Source organism: Mycolicibacter heraklionensis (assembly GCF_001021505.1).
Lineage (GTDB): Bacteria > Actinomycetota > Actinomycetes > Mycobacteriales > Mycobacteriaceae > Mycobacterium > Mycobacterium heraklionense.
This window is the reverse complement of sequence record NZ_LDPO01000004.1, coordinates 175,312-196,009: the sequence shown is the minus strand read 5'-3', so window position 1 is coordinate 196,009 and position 20,698 is coordinate 175,312. Positions and strand designations below refer to the sequence as shown.

General features: G+C 67.3%; 19 protein-coding genes and 1 pseudogene. 11 read left to right on the top strand and 9 right to left on the bottom strand.

Going from position 1 to position 20,698, the window contains the following annotated elements:
• The first annotated feature begins 7 nt into the window (after positions 1-7).
• Together ABW16_RS07770 and ABW16_RS07765 are read left to right on the top strand one after the other, a co-directional pair.
• Positions 8-568, top strand: coding sequence for a sugar O-acetyltransferase (locus tag ABW16_RS07770; protein WP_109519526.1), 561 nt, complete (start codon positions 8-10; stop codon positions 566-568).
• A gap of 309 nt (positions 569-877) precedes the next feature.
• Entirely contained in the window at positions 878-2,599 is a 1,722-nt protein-coding gene (locus ABW16_RS07765; RefSeq protein WP_047318558.1) for a hypothetical protein, read from the top strand.
• Positions 2,600-2,659: 60 nt separating this feature from the next.
• Here ABW16_RS07765 and ABW16_RS07760 read toward each other — a convergent pair whose 3' ends face one another.
• Complete coding sequence (locus ABW16_RS07760) at positions 2,660-3,415, bottom strand: enoyl-CoA hydratase (RefSeq protein WP_047318557.1); 756 nt, start codon at positions 3,413-3,415, stop codon at positions 2,660-2,662.
• 33 nt (positions 3,416-3,448) lie between these two features.
• Here ABW16_RS07760 and ABW16_RS07755 point away from each other — a divergent pair, with 33 nt between their 5' ends.
• Complete coding sequence (locus ABW16_RS07755) at positions 3,449-4,000, top strand: DUF1802 family protein (protein WP_047318556.1); 552 nt, start codon at positions 3,449-3,451, stop codon at positions 3,998-4,000.
• A gap of 13 nt (positions 4,001-4,013) precedes the next feature.
• Here the strand turns inward: ABW16_RS07755 and ABW16_RS07750 are convergent, their stop codons facing one another.
• Genes ABW16_RS07750 through ABW16_RS07735 form a run of 4 tightly spaced genes read right to left on the bottom strand, consistent with a single transcriptional unit; the run spans position 4,014 to position 8,718 of the window.
• A complete protein-coding gene (locus ABW16_RS07750; protein WP_233424714.1) occupies positions 4,014-5,204 on the bottom strand; it encodes an acyl-CoA dehydrogenase family protein in 1,191 nt (396 codons plus the stop codon).
• A gap of 11 nt (positions 5,205-5,215) precedes the next feature.
• Entirely contained in the window at positions 5,216-6,346 is a 1,131-nt protein-coding gene (gene sfnG, locus ABW16_RS07745) for a dimethylsulfone monooxygenase SfnG (RefSeq protein WP_047318554.1), read from the bottom strand.
• 12 nt (positions 6,347-6,358) lie between these two features.
• On the bottom strand, positions 6,359-7,504 hold the full coding sequence (locus ABW16_RS07740; protein WP_047318553.1) for an LLM class flavin-dependent oxidoreductase: 1,146 nt from the start codon (positions 7,502-7,504) through the stop codon (positions 6,359-6,361).
• Entirely contained in the window at positions 7,504-8,718 is a 1,215-nt protein-coding gene (locus tag ABW16_RS07735) for an acyl-CoA dehydrogenase family protein (RefSeq protein ID WP_047318552.1), read from the bottom strand. The genes ABW16_RS07740 and ABW16_RS07735 overlap by 1 nt, the downstream gene beginning before the upstream one ends.
• A gap of 519 nt (positions 8,719-9,237) precedes the next feature.
• On the opposite strand from ABW16_RS07735, the gene ABW16_RS07730 reads away from it, so the two are divergent.
• On the top strand, positions 9,238-10,530 hold the full coding sequence (locus ABW16_RS07730) for a lipase family protein (protein WP_047318644.1): 1,293 nt from the start codon (positions 9,238-9,240) through the stop codon (positions 10,528-10,530).
• 13 nt (positions 10,531-10,543) lie between these two features.
• Here ABW16_RS07730 and ABW16_RS07725 read toward each other — a convergent pair whose 3' ends face one another.
• A complete protein-coding gene (locus tag ABW16_RS07725; protein ID WP_047318551.1) occupies positions 10,544-10,852 on the bottom strand; it encodes a hypothetical protein in 309 nt (102 codons plus the stop codon).
• A gap of 445 nt (positions 10,853-11,297) precedes the next feature.
• Here ABW16_RS07725 and ABW16_RS07720 point away from each other — a divergent pair, with 445 nt between their 5' ends.
• Together ABW16_RS07720 and ABW16_RS07715 are read left to right on the top strand one after the other, a co-directional pair.
• Positions 11,298-11,621 carry a hypothetical protein gene (locus tag ABW16_RS07720; protein ID WP_131721478.1) on the top strand — a complete coding sequence of 108 codons (324 nt, stop codon included), beginning with the start codon at positions 11,298-11,300 and terminating at the stop codon, positions 11,619-11,621.
• Positions 11,576-12,361, top strand: a complete 786-nt coding sequence (locus ABW16_RS07715; protein ID WP_233424713.1) for a DUF5642 family protein — start codon at positions 11,576-11,578, stop codon at positions 12,359-12,361. The genes ABW16_RS07720 and ABW16_RS07715 overlap by 46 nt, the downstream gene beginning before the upstream one ends.
• Here ABW16_RS07715 and ABW16_RS07710 read toward each other — a convergent pair.
• Both ABW16_RS07710 and ABW16_RS07705 read right to left on the bottom strand, forming a co-directional pair.
• The gene (locus ABW16_RS07710; RefSeq protein ID WP_047318548.1) at positions 12,314-13,957 is read right to left on the bottom strand and encodes a CocE/NonD family hydrolase; all 1,644 of its coding nucleotides are present in this window, start codon (positions 13,955-13,957) and stop codon (positions 12,314-12,316) included. The genes ABW16_RS07715 and ABW16_RS07710 overlap by 48 nt on opposite strands.
• Before the next feature lie 5 nt (positions 13,958-13,962).
• Positions 13,963-14,547 (bottom strand): DUF3558 domain-containing protein, encoded by a 585-nt coding sequence (locus ABW16_RS07705; protein WP_047318547.1) that lies wholly within the window; start codon positions 14,545-14,547, stop codon positions 13,963-13,965.
• A 115-nt stretch (positions 14,548-14,662) separates the two neighbouring features.
• Here ABW16_RS07705 and ABW16_RS07700 point away from each other — a divergent pair, with 115 nt between their 5' ends.
• From ABW16_RS07700 to ABW16_RS07680, 5 genes and pseudogenes are all read left to right on the top strand, one after another.
• Complete coding sequence (locus ABW16_RS07700; protein ID WP_047318546.1) at positions 14,663-15,628, top strand: metallophosphoesterase family protein; 966 nt, start codon at positions 14,663-14,665, stop codon at positions 15,626-15,628.
• Positions 15,625-16,284 carry a 4'-phosphopantetheinyl transferase PptT gene (pptT, locus tag ABW16_RS07695; RefSeq protein WP_047318545.1) on the top strand — a complete coding sequence of 220 codons (660 nt, stop codon included), beginning with the start codon at positions 15,625-15,627 and terminating at the stop codon, positions 16,282-16,284. The genes ABW16_RS07700 and pptT overlap by 4 nt, the downstream gene beginning before the upstream one ends.
• Positions 16,281-17,171: a tRNA pseudouridine(55) synthase TruB gene (truB, locus tag ABW16_RS07690; protein WP_047318544.1), complete on the top strand. Its 891-nt coding sequence runs from the start codon at positions 16,281-16,283 to the stop codon at positions 17,169-17,171. Before pptT ends, truB begins: the two co-directional genes overlap by 4 nt.
• A gap of 7 nt (positions 17,172-17,178) precedes the next feature.
• Complete coding sequence (locus ABW16_RS07685; protein ID WP_047318543.1) at positions 17,179-18,156, top strand: DUF2804 domain-containing protein; 978 nt, start codon at positions 17,179-17,181, stop codon at positions 18,154-18,156.
• A 193-nt stretch (positions 18,157-18,349) separates the two neighbouring features.
• Positions 18,350-18,967: pseudogene (locus tag ABW16_RS07680) on the top strand (TetR/AcrR family transcriptional regulator); the annotation flags it as partial.
• A 39-nt stretch (positions 18,968-19,006) separates the two neighbouring features.
• Here the strand turns inward: ABW16_RS07680 and ABW16_RS07675 are convergent.
• Entirely contained in the window at positions 19,007-20,662 is a 1,656-nt protein-coding gene (locus ABW16_RS07675; RefSeq protein WP_047318542.1) for a PE-PPE domain-containing protein, read from the bottom strand.
• Between the last annotated feature and the right edge of the window lie 36 nt (positions 20,663-20,698).

The window sequence follows — 20,698 nt, the reverse complement described above, 5'->3', positions numbered from 1 at the left end:
GGCTGGAGTGAGCAGTCAGCGAGATCGGATGCTGCGCGGGGCGCTGTATCGGCCCGACGACCCGGACTTGGTCGCCGGCCGGCGGGATTGCCAACGCGTGGTGGCGGCGTTCAACGCCACCGGTCCAGACGACGCGGACGCCCGCCGTGAACTCCTGGACAAACTGCTGGGATCATTCGGGGCGAACTCAGAGATCTTGCCCCGATTCTGTTGCGACTACGGAACATACATCAGCATCGGTGCCAACTGCTTCGTCAACTATGACGCGGTCTTTCTGGACTGCGCGCCCATTACCATCGGCGACCACGTGTCGATCGGACCCCGCGCCCAACTGCTGACGGCGCTGCATCCCATCGACGACATCGATGCGCGGCGGGGCGGCTGGGAATCAGCCGCTCCGGTCACCCTTGGCGACAACGTCTGGCTGGCGGCGGGGGTGATCGTCTGCCCCGGGGTGTCGATCGGAGACGACACGGTCGTGGGGGCCGGCAGCGTGGTGACTCGGGATTTGCCGGCCGGTGTACTGGCTGCAGGAAATCCGTGCCGGATCCTTCGGCCGATCCACTAGCCCACCAGCCGTCAGACTCCCACGGCGAAGCGACGTCGCAATAGGGCCACGGGGGATAGGGCGGGTAGTTCTGTGCCACGACTGAGTCCACCTGAGTAGGTCCGGTTTGCTGTCCCACGGTAACGGTGTTCCAGCACGCCGGGGCGTTCTGTTTGTCCAGCTAACTGACAGGAAAAACCTACAATCCCTATCTATACATTTAGGTTACTCGTGGGTAGCATTCTGCTCGTTGTTACCGGTGGCATACATCTGACTGTCCGGATGTAACCCACCGGCATGGGAAAACGACCGAGATGGGGAAGCTCGAAAATGATGCATTACCGACTGATCGCCGCAGGCCTGGCCACCGGGGGTGGGCTGCTTACTGCGGCGTTTTTGCAGGCTGCGGTCGCCGTGGCGGGCCCGGGCGACGACGCTGTGGCGCCGAGTGCCACCGGTGCCGACGCCTTCACGCTCGGCGGATATACGTTTGACCCGTACACAGGAACCGGCTCCTCCGCGCAGGAGGGCTTCGACCTTGTTCACACGCTCACCGGCTCTGCGCCGCTGTTGACTCTCGGTGGTGGCAGCCCCGGCGGCCTGCTGCCGATCGCACCCCAGAACTTCGAGGTGTACGGCGCGGACGGCGCCAGCCTGGGCAGCGTCAACTCCAGCGTGGTCGTCACCAACCTGGCGGGCTTGACCAACACTCAGTTCACCATCACCGACGTCAACACCGCATCCGGCGGGTCGGCGGCGGACCTGCCGACGTCGGGGTCGGTCTATGACGTGTTCAACTTCGGCGGTGGCTTTGCGAATGTCTACATCGCCACCCCGGGCGAGGACGGGACCGTCACCGACACCTTCGTGACGCCCTGGGGCAGCATGGACCTGAGCTCGATGTTCGCCGGCTTCAACGCGGCGGACCCGCTGCAGCCGGGTGACGCCTTCGCCGCGCTGCAGGCCGGGGCGTCGGGCGGTGGCGACGACGCCTTCGCCATCGGTGGCCTGACGCTGGACCCGTTCCTGGTCGACAGCAACGGCGCCAATGTGGGGGAGGGCTTCACCCCGGTCGCCGCGCTCGGTGGCGCCGCGCCCCTGCTGGCCATCGGCGGCGCATCGCTGGGTGACCCGAGCCACCAGGGCAACGGTCTCGCGCCACAGAATTTCGATGTCTACAGCGGTACCGGCGACGACGCCACGCACCTCGGCACCATCAACACCGCGGTGGACGTGACCAATCTGTTCGGCATGACCAACACCCAGCTCGTCGTCACCGACGGTTCGGACACCGGCGACGGCCTGCCGGCCGCGGGCACGATCTACGACGCGTTCAACTTCGGTGGCGGCTTCGCGAACGTCTACGTGGCCACCCCGGGCGAAAACGGCACCATCACCGACACTTTCGTAACGCCGTTCGGCAGCATGGACCTGAGCTCGCTGTTCAGTGGCATGGCCACCGGGGTCTCGATGGACCCGGGCGCCGCATTCGCCGCCCTGAGCGACAGTGCCGTGGGCGCGGAAGCCTTCAGCATCGGCGGCACCACTTTCGACCCGTTCACCGGGTCCGGAGCCGACACCAGCCCGGGATTCGCGCCGGTCTACCAGACGGTCGGCGCGCTGCCCTTGCTCAACATCGGCGGCGGATACCCGGGACTCAACCTCGGCGGCACCTGGTTCCCCCTGCCGGTGACCGGACAGGACTTCAACATCTATGACGGCACGGACCTGCTGGGCACCGCGCATGCGCAGGAGACCGTCACCCAGTTGTTGGGCCTGACCACCACGGAGTTCGTCATCGATGGTGTGACTCCCGGTGATGGCGAGGCCGCGGACCTGCCGGTGCTCGGTTCGGTGTACAGCGTTTTGAACATCGGTGGTGGCTTCGCCAACGTCTACTCGGCCATCCCCGGTCTGGACGGCGCCGACAGCACCGTCACGGACACCTTCGTGACCCCGTTCGGCGACTTCGACCTGAGCGGGTTGTTCGGTGGCTTCGACGCCTCGGCGCTGATGGACCCGGGCGCTGCGTTCCTGGGTCTCGACTTCTAGCGGTTCGCCACACCTGACACGTCCCGGGCGGTGCGCAAGCGCCGCCCGGGACGTGTCGTGTCACTGCACCTGGGCGCGCCCACGTTCCAACACGGCCGCCCGGTTGGCGGCGACGTCGGCGCCGGTCACGGTGTGCAGCCACTGCTTGGCCGCCATCGCTTCGATCCAGAGTCCGGTGGCGGTCTGCGACTCGTCGATGCGGTGATAGGAGGCCAGCAGTGCCCGTACCGCGGCCTGGTTGTTGCCGACGATCGAGGCAGCCACCCGGCGCGCCGCGGACAGCAGCTCGGCATGCGGCACCACCTCGGTGACCAACCCGGCCCGCAGCGCGTCGGCAGCGGAGAGGTAATCGCCGGTCAGGCTCATCCGGCGGGCCAAGCCCACGCCGACCTTCTGGGGGAGCCGGACGCTGAGTCCCCAGGACGGCAGCAAACCGACCCGGGCGTGGGTGTCGGCGAATCGGGCTTGCTCCGAGGCGATCAGGACATCGCAGTACAACGCCAGCTCGAGCCCGCCGGTCACCGCCGCACCGTTGATGGCGCCGATCACCGGCTTGGTCATCGGTGGCCACTGCGGGGAAATGTCTGTCAGTGCAGTGGATTCGCCGAACTCCTTGAGGTCCAGCCCGGCGCAGAACACCGGATCGGCGCCGGTCAGGATCACCACGTCGACGTCGTCGTCGGCGTCAGCGTCGGCCAGCGCACCGAAGATGGCGTCCCGCAGCGCGCCGGACAGCGCATTGCGGGCCTGCGGGCGGTTGAACGTCAGGGTGCGGACGCGGTCCTGTGTCTGGACCAGCAGAATGTTGTCGCTCACCGGTTCACCGTAGCCCCGGCTACGCTGAGGGGAATGCACGGTATGGCGTTGAAGGAGTGGAGCGCTGTCGTTGCCGCGCTGCTGGCCGGCCGGCAACGAATCCTGCTGCGTAAAGGCGGCATTCACGAGAAGCGCTTCGACACCCATGCTGAGGAGTTTCTGCTGTTTCCGACCTCGGTGCACAGCCACGCCGAGCGGGTCCGTCCCGAACACCGCGACCTGCTCGCGCCGGCGGCCGTCGATTCCACCGCTGAGCAGGTGCTGGTACGGGCCGCGGCGAAAGTCGTTGCAGCGCTGCCCGTCGAGCGCCCCGACGCATTGGAGGAGATCGCGGACCTGCATATCTGGACCGCCGACTCGGTGCGCGCCGATCGGCTGGATTTCCGGCCCAAGCATCGGCTGACGGCGCTGGTGGTCCAGGTGTTCCCGCTGTCCACACCGGTGCGGCTTCCGCGCAGCCCCGACTATGCCGGTTGTGCCAGCTGGGTGCGGCTACCGATCGCCGACCCTGAGCTCGGGTCCCCGGTGTACACCGGCGAACAGCTCGAGGCGGTGGCCACCCGGGTTCGCGACACCGTCGGCTGACGCACTCGGCGGGTCAGATCTGCCCGTGACTCGGCGGCCGGACCGCGGTGAGCTCCCAGGCTCCGATGTGGTGATACTTCCAGTCCACCGGATCGTGCACGCTGTGCGTTCGGGCATTGCGCCAATGTCGATCCAATCCGTACTTGAGGTCGGTTCCGCTGGTTCCGGTCAGCGCGAACAGCTCGCTGGCCACCTCGACGGCCACCTCGCTGGCGAACGCCTTGGCCTGGGCAACGGCGATCGACCCCTGCGCTGCGGTGTCGGGACCGGCCGGGATCAGGCCCAGCTCCTCGAGGACTTCGGCCGCCCAGCGCAGCAGCTGCACCGCGGCACGCGTGCGGGTGGCCAACCGGCCGAACCGCAACCGGATGTGCGGGTCCTCGGCCGCCGTCGGCGCCTGGTCGGACCGGTACGCCTCGAAGAACGGCCGGCTGCGGGTGCGGACGAATTCCGCGGCGTCGGCCAGCGCCCCCTCGGCGATCCCTGCTTCGATAGCCGCGTGCACCAGCTGTGTTCGTGCACCGAGTAGCTGTGGTTCGGTGAACGCCGTCCAGTACGGCACCACGAAGCCGGATTCGACGCGCACACCAACGAAAGTTGTTGTGCCGCTGACCGTGGCGCGCTGTCCCATCGCCGACCAGTCCTCACCGATGGCGACTCCGGGACTGTCGCGTTCGATGAGCGCCAGCACCAGCTTGTCGTCGGGGTCCAGCGCGCTGGCGGCCAGCCAACGGGCCGTGATGGCGCCGGTGCTGTAGTACTTGACGCCGTCCAACCGCCAGCCTGGTCCGTCGGCAACCAGCCGGGTCTTCAAGTCGAGCGCGTGTGTGCCGCCGCGTTCGGCCAGCACCGGGGCGATGCGTCCGCCTTCGGTGACCGCGGGCAGGATCCGGCTGCGTTGTTCTGGCGTACCGAGCCGGCGCAGGATGTCGATGGCCAGAAAGTGGCCCTGCGGGATCTGCGCCAGCGCCGGGTCGGCGGCGGCGATGGTTCTGATCACCTCGGCCAGGGTCACCGGGCCCAGACCGGATCCGCCGTCGGCGACCGGGACAGTGATGGCCGGCAGACCCGAACGGTCGAAATCGGCCAGCTCGCCGCGCGGCACACCCCCGGCCCGGTCCCGCTCGGCGGCGCCGGGGCGCACCGCGGCGGCGAATGCCTCAGCGGCAGCGACGGCTTCGGCGTGGCTACCGAGGCACCGCACGCGGCCCGCCGTCACGGCAGCGCCGGCGCGGGCACGGGTGCCAAGCCGGCATGTGCCTCCAGTTCGCGCACCAGCGGCAGCACGTTTCGGCCGAAAGCCTCAACCTCCTCCTGGAAGTGCAGGAAGCCGGCCAGGATCAGATTCACCCCCAGTTTGCGGTACTCGACGATGCGTTCGGCGACTTGTTCGGCGGTGCCGATCAGCTGCGTGCGGAAGCCGTCGTTGTACTGCACCAGGTCCTCGAAGCTGGAATCAGCCCACATGCCACGATGGTCGGCGGTCGACGCGCCGGCCTGCCGCACCGCCGCACCGAATCCCTGGACCGCGGGAACATCGGCTTTGGCGATGATCTCCCGCAGTACCTCTTTGGCCTCTGCCTCGGTGTCACGGACGATGACGAAGCCGTTGAGGCCGAAGCGGGGCGGTGCTGCGCGGCCGGAATCGGCAGCGACCCGGCGAAGGTCGGCCAGTTGGGCGTTGACCCCGTCGAAGTCGTTGCCGTTGGAGAAATACCAGTCGGAGTAGCGGCCGCCGTTGTTGCGGGCTGCGGTGGAGTTGCCGCCCTGAAAGATCTCCGGGTGGGGCCGGCCATCCCACGAAAGTGGCTTGGGCTGCAGGCGGAAGTTGCGGATGCGGTAGAAGTCGCCGGCCAAGTTGGCGGGGTCCTCGGTCCAGATCGCCCGGAGCGCCTGAATGAATTCGGCGCTGCGCCGGTAGCGTTCGTCGTGCTCAAGCCACGGCTCGCCGAGCTGGGTGAATTCGTCCTTGAGCCAGCCGCTGACGACGTTGACCGCCGCCCGTCCGTTCGACAGATGATCGGCGGTCGCCAGCCATTTCGCCAGCACGCCCGGCTGCCACAATCCCGGGTGGACCGCGGCGATCACTTTGAGTCGCTGCGTGGCCAGCAGCAAGGCCAGGCTGAAACTGGTTGACTCGTGCTGATATTCGGCGCTATAGCTGGCCGTGTAGCGGACTTGGGTCAGCGCATATTCGAAGCCGGCTTCCTCGGCGATCCGGGCCAGGGCGACGTTGTAGTCATAGCTCCAGTCGGTGCGCTGCTCGATCGTCGAGGTGACCAGCCCGCCGCTGACGTTGGGCACCCAGTAGGCGAAGCTCAGCGGTGTGGTGGGGTCGGTCGGCATGGCTTGTCTTCCTTACGTGGTCAGTGGGGCAGGGGGGTGGGCGAGCAGGCCCCGCTCGGCCAGGATCGGCAGCACACCCTCCCCGAACGAGAACGCCTCCTCCAGGTGCGGGTAGCCGGACAGGACGAACTCGTCCAGCCCCAGGCGGTGGTATTCCTCGATGCGGTCGGCGACCTCCTCATGGCTGCCCACCAGTGCGGTCCCGGCGCCTCCTCGCACCAGGCCCACACCGGCCCACAGGTTCGGTGAGACTTCGAGCTGGTCGGTTCGGCCGCCGTGTAGCTCGGTCATCCGGCGCTGGCCCTCGGATCCGGAATTGCGCTGGACCTGCTGAGCGCGGTGAATCTGCTCGGGGCTGATTCCGGCCAGTAACCGATCTGCCTGGGCCCACGCCTCCGCCGCGGTGGGCCGGCTGATGACGTGCAGGCGGATCCCGAACCGCAGCTCGCCGGAGGCTGCCCGAGCGGAGCCCAGATCCTTGACCCGCCGGCGAACCGCATCGAGCTTGTCGGCGACCTGCGCGGGCGGTTCGCCCCAGGTCAGGTAGACATCGGCGTGCTCGGCCGCCACATCCATCGCTTCCGCCGACGATCCGCCGAGATAGATGTCGGGCCACGTGGCTGCGGGCACGATGGTCGCATCGTCGACGAACAGGTGATCGCCGCGGAAGGTGACGGGCTCCCCGGACCACAGCTGCCGGAAGACGGTGAGGAACTCGCCGGCCCGCCGATAGCGCGCGGTCTTGTCCAAGTCGTCGCCGAACCGCCGCTGCTCGGCGTCGTCACCGCCGGTCACGACATTCAGCAGCAGCCGTCCCCCCGATATCCGCTGGAAGGTGGCCGCTGCTTGGGCCACCAGCGTCGGAGCCTGCAACCCCGGACGGAAGGCCACCAGAAACTTGAATCGTGTGGTGAGTTGGCTCAGCGCGGCGGTGAACACCCAGGCGTCCTCACACCAACTGCTGGTCGGTGTCAGGGCCCCGGTGAACCCCAGCTTCTCCGCCGATCCCGCGACCAGGCGCAGATAGTCCAGATCTGGGGCGCGGTCGGCTCCGTAGGCGTTCGCGCGGCTACCCGCGACACCGACGGCGTTTCCCAGACTGAGATCACTGCGGGAATCTCCGTTGGTGGGCAGGAACCAGTGCAGGGTGATGGGCATCAGCGGTAGAGCGAGAACTCGGGGTGCCGATGGTTGAGCACCCAGTCGCCGACCTCGCGTGCCTTGTAGGCGACCGGGTCGTGCAGGGTGTGGGTTCGCAGGTTGCGCCAATGCCGGTCGAAACCGTACGCGCTGGTGGTGGCGCGGGCGCCCTGGATTTCGAAGAGTCGGCTGACGGTCTGCAAGCCGACTTCGGTAGCGAGATATTTGGCTTCGTACACGGCGATGGCGGCCTCGGCGCGCTGATCCTCAGTGAGTCCCGGGCCGATATTGACGGCTCCCTGCAGGGCCTCGCCGGCCCGGTCGGCCAACAGCCCCACAGCACGGACCTGACTGACCAATTCGCCGACGGTCTGCAGGATGTAGGGATCGTCGGTGGCTCGGCCTACACCCGAGGACTCCCACGGTGTGGCGTGGTCCCGGGTCCAATTCACCGCTTCGGTGAGCGCGCCCTCGGCGGTGCCGACATAGAAGTTGACGAATGCCAGCTGCCAGTGCGGGGTGATCAGCGTCTGGTAGGGGCTCAGGGTGCCTCCGGTGAATGGCTCCTCGCCGAGCACCTCGTGATGTTCGATGCGCGCGTCGACGACGCGGACCCCGCCGGAGTCCGTCAGGCGCTGACCGATGTTGTCCCAGTCGTCGAGGAAGGTGAAACCTTGTCGACCCCCGCGGGCGTCGAGCGACAGGAACACCTGCGAGCCGTCCAGCAAGGCGGTGACCGAGAGTTGATCCCCGGTGCTGGCGCCACTGGCGAACGTCCGGCTGCCGTTGAGCAGGAAGCCGTCGCCGTCGCGGGTCAAGACCAGGCCCGCGCTGCCGCGCGGGTTTTGAATCCCGCCCCAGAACAGCTTTTCGGCGGCATTGCGACGAGACTGGGCGTCCGCCTGCGCCGGCGTGCCGAACAGCGTGGCGACCCGGGTTTGGGCGTAGTGATAGCCGAGCAGGTGAGCAATTGAGGTGTCGCCACGAGAGATTCGCCGGGTGACCTGGGCGGCCTGCGCGAAATCGAGTCCAGAGCCGCCGTATTCGACCGGCTCCTGAATCTGTAGCAGATCGTTGTCGCGCAGCAGTTCGATCTCGGCGCGTGGCGTCGCGTTGGCCCGGTCCCGGGCGGCAGCGGTCTGGCGCAGCTGCTCGGCGACGCGGTCGGCGGTAGCCAGCACGTCGGCGATCGCCCCGTCGCTGGCTGCGGTGCGCTCGGTGACGACGGTCATGGGTGCTCCTCGCGGACTATGTGTGGCACAACGGATAACTCGATTTGACGAGACTTGAACGAGATACAACGCGGACTCTTCGTCCTCGAGCAAGACGGGCATTTGCCGACTGCGCCGCTCTAACCCCCCCTGATCAGCGCTTTTGCCGCCGATGGTGCTAGAAACAAGCTGATTCGAACCAGGCGGGAACTCGGAAGGCCCGGGTGCGGCGCTCCCGGCGGCTACCGGCGGTCCGGCTGGCCGACGTGCCAAATTCCGCTCGCCCTGGAGCTAATCGTTATCAAACGCTAAGCCGCTGTTCACGACTCCGTGACCTGTGGCTGCCAGCAGACGGCCTGTTGCGGATGAGCGGCGACTGAAATTTCATTCGGTGCTGAATCGCCTTCCGACGCACGGTGATCTCGCGCGTCTGGAGTCCCGCCACCATCCCGATCATCCAAAGAGGAAGAGCCAATGAGGGTTTCGATTAATCGTGGGGACTGGTCCAGGGTGATCGATCGGTGGCGAGCGGGAATCCGCGTGGCAGCGGCAGCTGCTGCCGTCTTGGTGGCCGCCGGTTCGCTGACCGTGGTGGCCGACCCGGTGGCGCGCGCCGACGACATCAAATACGAAGCGTTCTACACGCCGCCGGCTCCGCTTCCGGCCGGGAGTCCCGGTGATCTGCTCCGGACCGAGCCGCTGCACCTGGTACTGGAACCATCCGGTCAATTGGGCGCCTTCGTCGGGTCCGGTACCCGAATCATGTACCGGGGCACGGATGCTCAGGCGCATCCGGTGGCGGTCACCGGGGCCTATATCGAGCCCGACGTGCCCTGGCCGGGGCGCGGACCGCGCCCGCTGATTGCCTATGCGACAGGACCGTACGGCGTCGGCGAGCAGTGCGCGCCGTCGCGACTGTTGGACCAGGGTATTCACTTCTCGCAAGGCTTCGACCTGACCTTCAACTACGAAGAGGGCTTCATCGCGACGCTGCTGGCCCGCGGTTTCGCCATCGTGGTGACCGACGGAATCGGATTGGGCACTCATGGGCCGCAGTCGCCCCAGTTCTTGAACCGGGTTGCGGCCGGGACCGCGCTGATCGACGCGGCCCGCGCGGCTCAGAAGCTGCCCGGCACATCCCTGGATCCGCACGGACCGGTCGCGTTCTGGGGCTGGGCATCCGGCGGGCAAGCATCGTTGTCGGCTGCCGAGCTGGCGTCGACCTATGCACCCGAACTCAACGTGGTGGGTAGCTACGCCAACGCGCCGCTGACCAACGTGGTCGAGGCGATCCCCGCCGTAGACGGCAACTTCTTGGCGGTGCTCGCGGGCTATCTGTTGCGCGGCATCCAGGCGTCCTATCCGGAGACCGAACAAGCCATTTGGGATGCACTGACCCCGCGCGGGGTCCAGATGCTGGACTGGAGTGGACACACCTGCCTGGTGCAGGGTGGCGTCGACTATGCGTTCCGTCACCTTGAGTTCTGGTTCAAGGACGACCTGAATGCGGTCGCCTCCGCTGAACCGCTGAAGACGATTTTCGCCTCCCAACGGGTGGGAAACATCAAACCCCATGGACCGGTGTATATCTCGCACAACCGCTGGGATCCGTTGGCGCCCTACACGTCGGCCCATGACACGGCGCGCGACTGGTGCCGACTGGGTGCAGACGTAGAACTGTGGACCAACGAACAGCCGCCGTTTCTGAACAAGATGGACATCAACATCCTGCTGCCGCAGTTCGTCGACGGTGAGCGGAGTATGGCGTGGGTCAGCGATCGCTTCAACGGTGTGCCGACCAACTCGAACTGCGCCGCGATCCAGGCCGAGTGACCTCCGGCGGGTGTTACCGGCGGGACCGCAGGGTCCGAATGATCTGCGCTGAGAGTTCCGGGTCGGCGAGCAGTTGATCGATCAGCGCCGTCATGACTTCCTGCCCGGTGATGCGAGCGCATCCCACTCGGTCGGCGGCATCGCGCTGCCAGAGGTCGAGCCCGCGATGTTGAGCCGGCGACAGATCGACGGTGCGGCGGGTCCGGGTTTGACGCAGCGGAATCGGCTCCGTCGGCTTCATTCCCGTCTCGCGTGGCGGTGCCCAGCCGGTGGCCGGGGCGCTGAAACTGCGGTTATTGAGGGAATCGCTGGCAGCGCTCATCGTGTGGACCTTCGGTTGCGGTGGAACCTCACCCTGGTACTAACGCCAGAGTAGCCCGTCACCCGTCGGGTAAGACCAGAGCGGCCTAAGCGGGCCCTCGCCCCGGTGATGGCGTCGCGCAGGGGCCCGCTCACCGGTCGGATGCGCACAAAGCCACGGTGTGGCAATTCTTCGCGCCATTATCTATACAAGATTAAAGAAATGTTAGATGAGCTCTATCGGTGATGATTCCATTAAATACGGACCTCCGTGAATCAGTGGGTCAGTAGATCAGTAGATGGGTTTTGAGCTGCATATATAGACGTCTTCTACACGGATGTGGCGCGTCTGGTGCGAAATATCCGGCACACAAAAAAATTGTCAATCAGACCGTTGTTGAGCACTCGTGCCGGTGCTACTCTCCGAATATCAAGATGATTCGGGAATCTTGACGAGGGAGGAAATCATGTTGATTTCACGCAATTCGTGCCGACGCGTGGCCGCCGGAGCGATCAGTGCCGGCACCGTCGCCGGTGCGCTGTTGGTCGGCGCCGCGGGCCCGGCGCAGGCATCCCCGGGGGAGGTCGGTGCACAACCGCCCGCGGCGGTCCACATGGCCGGGACCCCGCTCGGGCTCCCGGCCGCGGTCGGGAATCGCGTCGCCATCGATCGCGCACCGGCCGATACCGTGTTCGCCACCGACTGGCGCTCGGCGCCCATGCCGCAGTGGGGCCGGCACCACTGGTGGCGTCATCACCACTTCTGGCACCGCTGGTGGTGGTGGTGGTGATCGAGATGTCGGCCTTTGACCGCGGTGGGCTGCGTGCTACCCGGAATGGGCTGGCACTGCTGGCCGCACTCGGCGTCGGGGCAACCCTCGCCGGGTGCGGTACCAGTGCCGAAGTCGCCCCGGCCGGGCCGGTTGCGTCCCAGCCGCCCGCCGCTGAGCCGAGCCCGGCGCCGTACGACATCTCACGAGTCGACGCCGTCTCCAACGACTTTCCGCAGGGCTTCACGCCGCAGGCGCACCCGGCAAAGACACTGGGGCAGTCCGACATCGACGGGTCCGCGGTCGCCGCGTTCACCGACGCCCAGGTCGACCCGCCGCAGTGCCGCTCGGTGGTTATCCCGCCGTATGTCGATCCAACGGTCGGCACCGAAGCTGCCGGCGTGATCGGGCAGGGAGACCAGGGCAACATGTACGTCGTGGCCTTGCGATCACCCAATCCCATTGTGGCTGCGGCTGATCCGGACGGCTGTGACCGGATCTCGCTGTCCGGTTCGCCGGAGGCGACCGGGACCGTGGAGCGTATCGCGGCACCCGCCATTGCCGGCGCCACCACGACCGGGGTGAAGCTGAGCGTGGCGGACCCCGAGGAGGACCCCGACTATCTGTACACGGCGGCGCTCGACCAACGAACGTCGGTGGTCGTCATGGGCAGTGCGGATGCGCAGTTGGATCCGCAGCGGCTGATGTCAGACCTACTGGTCAAGGCGGTCTCGGCGGTCCGCGGGCAGCAGCAACCGTGAGCCGGCCAGCCGCACCGTGTGAGTTGCCGGTCGCGCGGCGGCGCCGCTGATCGCGGGCTCGCCGGTGCCCAGGTTGCGGGCGAACCGGGGATGACAGCCGCCGGCGATCAGCAGCCGGATGCGAGAGCCGGCCGCAAAACGGTGGGCGATCTGGTCCAGGTCGATACGAACCGTGCCAGTGTTCTGGTCCAACCGACGGTAGCCGTCACTGACATTGCGTGAGCGTCCGCGACCGTCGACCTCGCTGACCCTGACGAACACGTCGACATGCGGGTGGTCGCTGGAATGCGCCAGCTCCACCACCGGGCTGCCGAAGACGTAGACATCCTCGGTCAGGGGCTCCCCGGTGAAGGTCAGCACGTCGGCACGGCGCGCCAGCGCGTCGTCGCGCTGATAGCCGCCGCCGGGGGCGAGCAGCCGCCCGCCCACCGTCGGCGTGGGATCGGCCGGGTCATAGCTGAAGCTGGCCGAGTCGGTCGCACCGTCGGCCACGGGTGAGTCGGCCAGCCGCCCGCCGGTCTGCAGCCACCAGCTTCGGCCGGTCGGTTCGGGGGCCCAGTCCGGAAATTCACGCCAGCCCCCGCCGCCGGTGACGTAGACGCGGACCGGGCTGGTTCGCGACGGCCCGTCCGCGCCGGCCAGATGAGTGTCGAGCCAGTCCAGGGATTCCGCGGTGACAGTGCGCAATCCCTTGGTCAGCATCTCGGTGTGGGTCCACGGGCCGACGGTCAGCGCAACCTCGGCTCCCCGGTCGCGCAGTGTCGCGAACTGAGCCAGCGTCTGATCCAAGAACAGGTCTTGCCAGCCACTGAGCAGCAGCACCGGCACCTGGGTCCGCTCCAGCGCCACCGGGTGACGCAAGCGGTCCCAGAACGGGTCATCGCGATCGGGGTGCTCAACCCACGACTCGTACCAGGGGGAGCCGCCGCCCAGCAGCGCCCGGCCGGCCGAGCCCAGCGGCAACGCAGCCGCGGCACGTTTGACCCGGCGTTGCGCGGTCAGCTGCGCCAAGCCGGCACGGATCCGTGGCCGAACCTCCTGGTGGGCCATCATGTGACTCCAGCCCAAGAAGTCGTTGAGCGCGAACGACCCGACGCCCCACGTCGACTGGTACAGATCGTGCGGCCCGACGGTGATCACCGCCGCGGTCAGCTCCGGTGGTGGGTCGGCCAGCAACGCCCACTGAGTGAAACCCAGATACGACAACCCGATGGTGCCGAAGGACCCGGTGAACCACGGCTGGGCGCGCAGCCAGGCCACGGTGTCGGCACCGTCGGCGGCCTCGTTGACCATCGGCTCGAACACCCCACCGGAGCCGAAGGTGCCGCGCACACTCTGCAGAATCACCCGGTACCCGCGGGCGGCGTACATCCGAGCGAACACCAGCGAGAACGGAAATTTGCGGCCGTAGGGGCAGCGCACCAGCAGGGTGCCGGCCACGTTGCCGGTCGGCTGATAGTGGTCGGCGCGCAGCTGGACCCCATCGCGCATCGGGATGTGCTCCCGGCGCACGGTGTAGCCGGTGGTGGGCGGCGGCAGCCGCCGCAGCGCCCGATTGACGATGGCGTCGGCGAAACGGGGTGAGGTACTCGCCATGCAGGTCAGTACTTGTAGTGCGGAGCCAACTGGTGGGCGCGCATCAGGTTCTCGGTGGGGCAGTCCACGTCCGGGCTGGAGTACACCGGCGAGTAGTACAGCGACTGCTGGATCAGGCCGTAGCTGGTCTTGAACGCCACCATGCAGGAGAACCACCACCGGTTGTTCCACTCGGTGGGCTTCATCACCCAGTACTGCGCCGCCCGGTGCCCGTTGATGTCCATCTCGATCGCATCGGCCGGGATGGACTCGTCGTAGCTGCGCCAGACGTAGGTCTCGACGGCCATCTGGTAGTTGCCGGCGTCGAATTCGCAGCGCACGCCCTCGACCGGCTTGGGCGGCGTGAACGCCAGCCCCAACTGCGCGATGACGTCGTAGGGGATGTCCTCGCAGGCGTCGAACGGGCGTGGGTTGGTGATGTTAACCGCTTTGCTCGAGGTAGTCGGGGGTGCCAGCGGCATCGCGGTGGACCGCAACTGGACCCCGGACCTGCCGGCGACGTCTGTGCTGGGGGGTGTCTGTTGCCAGACCATCACGACGGCCATCACCAGCGCCCCCAACGCGGTGATCAGACGCAGTTTGGTGAGCATGACACTCCTCGCTTCCGCCCGGTGTTCTGCCGGGAGTGTACAAGTTGTGGCGGCGGCCACTGCCCCGAAGGCGAGAACACGTTCTAATTCTGCGCACCTATTAGGCTCGACCCTCGTGAACACCCACGAGCCAAGGGCTGCAGACGGCCCGACCCTGTGGGCGATCTCCGATTTGCACACCGGCCACCTGGGCAATAAGCCGATCACCGAGGCGCTGCATCCGGCCACCGGGGACGACTGGTTGATCGTCGCCGGCGACGTCGCGGAGCGCACCGACGAGATCCGCTGGGCACTGGATCTGCTGCGGAAATGCTTCGACAAGGTGATCTGGGTTCCCGGCAACCACGAGCTGTGGACCACCAACAAGGATCCGATGCAGATATTCGGGCGCTCGCGCTACGACTATCTGGTCGACATGTGTGACCAGATGGGCGTCATCACGCCCGAGCACCCCTTCCCGGTCTGGACCGAGCAGGGTGGCCCCGCCACCATCGTGCCGATGTTCCTGCTCTACGACTACACCTTCCTGCCGGCCGGCGCGACGAGCAAGGCCGAAGGTCTGGCCATCGCGCGGGAGAACAACGTGGTGGCCACCGACGAGTTCCTGCTGTCGCCCGAGCCCTACGGCACCCGTGACGCGTGGTGCCGCGACCGGGTCGCGGTGACCCGCAAACGCCTCGAAGACCTCGACTGGATGACGCCGACCGTGCTGGTCAACCATTTCCCGATGGTGCGCCAGCCCTGCGACGCGCTGTTCTACCCGGAGTTCTCGCTGTGGTGCGGCACCGTCGAAACCGCCGACTGGCACACCCGTTACAACGCGACGTGTTCGGTCTATGGCCACCTGCACATCCCGCGCACCACGTTCTACGACGGCGTGCGCTTCGAAGAGGTCTCGGTGGGCTATCCGCGGGAATGGCGTCGTCGCCGGCCACATCGGTGGCTGCGCCAGATACTGCCCGATCCGCAGTACCCGCCCGGTTACCTCAACGAGTTCGGCGGCCACTTCGCCATCACCGACGAGATGCGCGAGGCCAGTGCGAAGTTCGCCGAACGGCTACGCCAACGGCAGGCGCGATGAGCAAGCTGCTGGACGGGGTGCTCGAAGGAGCGCCGACAGGTTCGCTGGCCTGGGCCGAGCGCTACGACGATCCGCCCGGGCTGGCTCCACTGCCCGAGGAAGAGCCGCTGGTTGCCCGCTCGGTCGCCAAACGCCGCAACGAATTCGTCACCGCGCGCTACTGCGCCCGGCTGGCGTTGGAAGAACTCGGGCAACCGCCGGTCGCGATCCTCAAAGGGGAGAAGGGCGAGCCTGCTTGGCCGGACGGCGTTGTCGGCAGCCTGACGCACTGCGCGGGTTTCCGCGGCGCGGTGGTGGGCCGCAGCGTCGACGTGCGGTCGGTGGGTATCGACGCCGAGCCGCATGACGTGTTGCCCGACGGCGTGCTCAACGCGGTCAGCCTTCCCGCCGAGCGTGTCGAGCTTGAGGCGCTGCCGCAGGACCGGCACTGGGACCGAATCCTGTTCTGCGCCAAGGAGGCCACCTACAAGGCGTGGTTTCCGCTGACCAGGCGGTGGCTGGGCTTCGAGGATGCCCACATCACTTTTGACCCCGACGGAACCTTTGCCTCCCGCATCCTGATCGACCCCGCGGCGCTGTCCGGGCCGCCGTTGACCGAGCTGCGCGGGCGCTGGTCGGTGGCGAGCGGTCTGGTGCTGACGGCGATCGTGCTGTGAGCGCGCCGCCGCCGGCCGGCCTGGTGATCGTCGACAAGCCCGCCGGAATCACCAGTCACGACGTCGTTTCGCGGTGTCGCAGGCTCTTCGGGACCCGCAAGGTCGGCCACGCCGGCACGCTGGACCCGATGGCCACCGGTGTGCTGGTGATCGGCATCGAACGGGCGACCAAGATTCTGGGATTACTGACCACCTCGCAGAAGTCCTACGCCGCCACCATCCGATTGGGCCAAACCACCTCGACAGAGGACGCCGAGGGCGAGGTGCTGGCGACGACTTCGGCGGCGCACATCACCGATGACCAGATCGCCGCGGCAATCGCCGGACTGTGCGGTGATATCGAGCAGGTCCCCTCCGCGGTCAGCGCCATCAAGGTCGCCGGCAAGCGGTCCTACCAGCTGGCCAGGGAAGGCCGCGCCGTCGAACTGCCCGCCCGGCCGGTACGCATCGAACGCTTCGAGTTGCTGGCGGTACGGCGCGACGAGCCGTTCGTCGATCTGGACGTCGAGGTGGACTGCTCGGCGGGAACCTACATCCGGGCACTGGCCCGTGACGTGGGCAGCGAGCTGGGAGTGGGCGGGCACCTGAGGGCACTGCGGCGCACCCGCGCCGGCAGCTTCGGGCTGGACCAGGCTCGCACCCTCGACGAACTGGGGGAGAGTGCAGCGCTGAGCTACAGCCTGGATGCCGCCTGCCTGCAAACCTTTCCGCGCCGGGACCTCACCGTCGACGAGGCACTCGACGTCAGTCACGGCCGGCCGCTGGCACCGGCAGGCATCGACGGCATCTACGCGGCAACCGACGCCGAGGGGCGAGTGATCGCATTACTGGAGGACTCGGGACGACGGACCAAGTCGGTGGTCGTCGTCCGGCCGGCAACGCTATAGTTCGCCGATGGTGACCCATGAGCGCGAGATCACCGACCCGGTCGATCTGTGCACCCCATCCGGGTCGCTGAACCCGGCCGCGGTGGGCTGGACCCGAACCCCGTTGCACCGCAGTAATCTTCGCGGGTGGGGCCGCACCAAGCGGTGGGAGTACTGGTGCGTGACGACGCCCACCCACCTGATCGCGGTGACCGTCGCGAGCCTGGACTATCTCGGCGTGAGCAATGTGTACTTCTTCGACTATTCCGGCCGTGAGGTGAGTCGGAGCTGTCTGCACCCGGCCGGCTGGGGAATCACCCTGCCGCCCAGTCTCGGAGACGGACCGGCCGCCGCCCGCGGCCTGATCACGATCGACCTCACCACCGAGCCCGACGGCACCCGGATCCGGTTCTCCTGCAAGACCTCTGCCGGACCCATGACCGGTGACCTGTTGGTGGCATTGCCGCCCGGACACGAGACGCTGGCGGTGGTGGTGCCGTGGGGCGAGCGGAGATTCCAGTACACCGCCAAGCACACCGCGCGGCCGGCGTCGGGCGTCGTGCGGGTCGGTGACACCAGCTACGACTTCGACGGCGGATGGGGTGTGCTCGACCACGGGCGCGGCCGCTGGCCGGCCAACACCGTATGGAACTGGGGTGCCGCCTCCGGGCCCACCGACGGCCACACGGTCGGCCTGCAGCTGGGCGGCAAGTGGACGGTGGGCACCGGCAGCACCGAGAATGCGCTCTGCGTCGACGGCCGACTGAGCAAGATCGGTGCCGAACTGGACTGGCATTACCCCGAATACGCCGGGCCGTGGACGATCCGCACGCCCGGCTCCGACCAGGTGGAGCTGACGTTCACCCCGTTCCACCACCGGTCACCGCTGCCCGGCACCCACCAGTGTTTCGGGCACTACGACGGTCGGATCCGCACCGACGACGGGACGAGTGTTGCCGTCAACGGTCTGCTCGGCTGGGCCGAGCAGGTGCACATGCTCTGGTGAGCGGAGCTGGCTCAGACCCCCGAATGCTGCGCAGGCGAGGCAGTCCGCGACCTCCGCGTGGCGTGGGAGGCGTCCCCGTCCGGCGCGGTTATGCTGAGGAAGTTGCATACCCTCGGGAACGTATGTAAACGCTTCTCTGCAAAGTTAGGCCGACGCAGGGAGCTGCGACAGGACCAATCGGGGAGGTGGGTGGATGGCCGCGAGCGGCACTGCACCTCCAGTACGGCGCACCCAGGCAGAGCGCAGTGCAGCGATGCGGACCCGACTGCTCGACGCCACCATCGAATGCTTGGTGACCTACGGCTACGCCGGCACCACCACGCCGCGCATCGCCGAGTTGGCCGGCGTCACCCGGGGCGCCCAGATCCACCATTTCCGGTCGAAGGAAGACCTCGTCGTCGCCGCGATCGAACATCTCGCCCAGCAGCGCACCCAGGCCGCCATTCGGGAGCTCGGTCAGATTCGGTCGATCCCGGACCCGGTGGCGACGGCCCTCGACTTCCTGTGGGAGGCCCACCAGGGGCCGATGTTCATTGCCACCGTGGAACTTTGGGTCGCCGCCCGCACCGACCGGGTCCTCGCTCAGCACATCGAGAGGGTGGAAGCCGTCGTCAACGGCACCCTGGTCGCTGCGATCGCCCAGCTGATGCCCGGGCATCCCGCGCAAAAGGAGATCCGCAACGTCGTCTACACCGCCATGGACGCGCTGCGCGGAATCCTGGTGGCAAGCTTCGTGGATCAGGACACTGAGCGCGCGCGGCGGCGTTGGGAACGCGTCTGCGGCCACCTGCGCCAGATTGCGGCAGACGCGATCCGTGATTCGCCATCGGACCGCCGAGCCCAGCCCGGGTCAGATGGTGAGCGGAACGCCGGCGAGGATGGACTGCAGCGCCAGAAACGGCAACCCGAGGCCCATCAGCGCGGCCATGGTGATGTCGCCGGCGGGGATGAGCTCGAGTTGGTCCACAAACCCGCCGAAGTCACCGGCGACTAACTGGTTCGTCCCTTCGGCGAGGAAATGCAGGTCGTTGGTGACGAAGTTGCCCGGCGCGCCCAGAACGACGGGCAACAGCTGCTCGATGACGTAGACGGCATTGGTGAGCCGGTCGTCGGCGCCGATGTCGGTGAGGGCGTCTCGCAGCGGGTCGCCGAGGGCGTAAACGGCCTGCTGGATCAGCGGATCGAGCTGATCGTTGATGACATGGCCGACCACGCTGTCGAGGCTATTGAGCGCGCCGGACACCGGACTGAGTGCGGCCGCGAGCCAGTCGGGAATGACGACACTGTTCACCGCGTCGTGCAGACCGGAACTCACGGCGTGGATAAGCGGATCGGTCTGATCAGCCAAGGAACCGAGAGCAGTCGCCAGGTAAGTGACGGGGTCGGTGATCAGCGACGGCAACGTTGGCAGCCCGAGGTCGGTGAGCGCCGCGTCTGCTCCGCGTAGGGCGCCGTCGACCAGATCTTCGAGGACCGCGAACGGATTGACGTCCGTGGGGAAAAGTCCGGCCACGGTGGGAACGTTCGCCGGTCCGGCTGACCACCCATGGTCGGGGTCGCCGTAGCCAAGATTGACGATCACCCGCAAGTCCGGCTCGATCAGGTGAATCAGCCACGCCGGGACGCCGAGTTGCTGGAACGGTAGGAGCAGTGGCAGATAACCGGTGGGAATCATCCAATAGTGGGTCATGGTGTCGCCGGCCGTCGGCAGCTCGATAGCCGTCGCAAGTTGCTCGGGCGTGAGAGCCGCGTAGGTGCCGTGCACGGTAGCCATGCCCAGCAGGGCGTTGAGGTCGGCCACGATATTGAGCGGGTACTTCGGGAAGTCCGCCCACCCGTCGTACTCGAGCGTGAAGACGTCCGTCGGATACAGATTGTTCGGGGTCGCGCCGGAGAACGTCAGCAGGGCGGGGATGTCGGCACCGTCGAAGCGTTCCAGCAGGCCGCCGTTGGGATTGTTGCCGTCCCCGAGCAGGACGAAGGCCAACTGATCGATGTCCGGCCGCTCATCGGCGGGAAGGGTGGCCAAGTAGCTCATCTCACGGGTGATGATCGACGCGCTCTGCGAGACGCCCAACACCACCACGCTGTTGCCGGCGGCGATCTGGGTCCGGATCTGTTCGTCGAGGACGTCGGCGCCCCACTGCACCGACGTGTCGAAGGACAGGCTTTCCAAGCCGGTGAACGGGTGAAGCTGCTCGGGGGTGGCCAGACCGTAGGAGCTGTCGATGGAGTAATGCGGGCCGACGTTCGCCGGCGCAATGGTGCCGGTGATGAAACGGTCGATCACCGGCTGGATCAGCTCCGCCGGCGGCTGCGGCCACGGCGATTCGGGTGTCCTGCAACACGGTCCGGTGCCGCCCATGATCCACGCCTCGCTGTCCAGCAACGTCACTACCCGGGTTGTCGGCACCCCGAACGGGATTGGTGTGGACGCCGTCAGCCACAGCAGGGCGCTGCCGGCGATGGCGCAGGGCAGACCAGAAAGGCGCCTCGGCGATGTCATTACCCGACCTCCTCAGGAGATGGCGGCAGTGCGGTT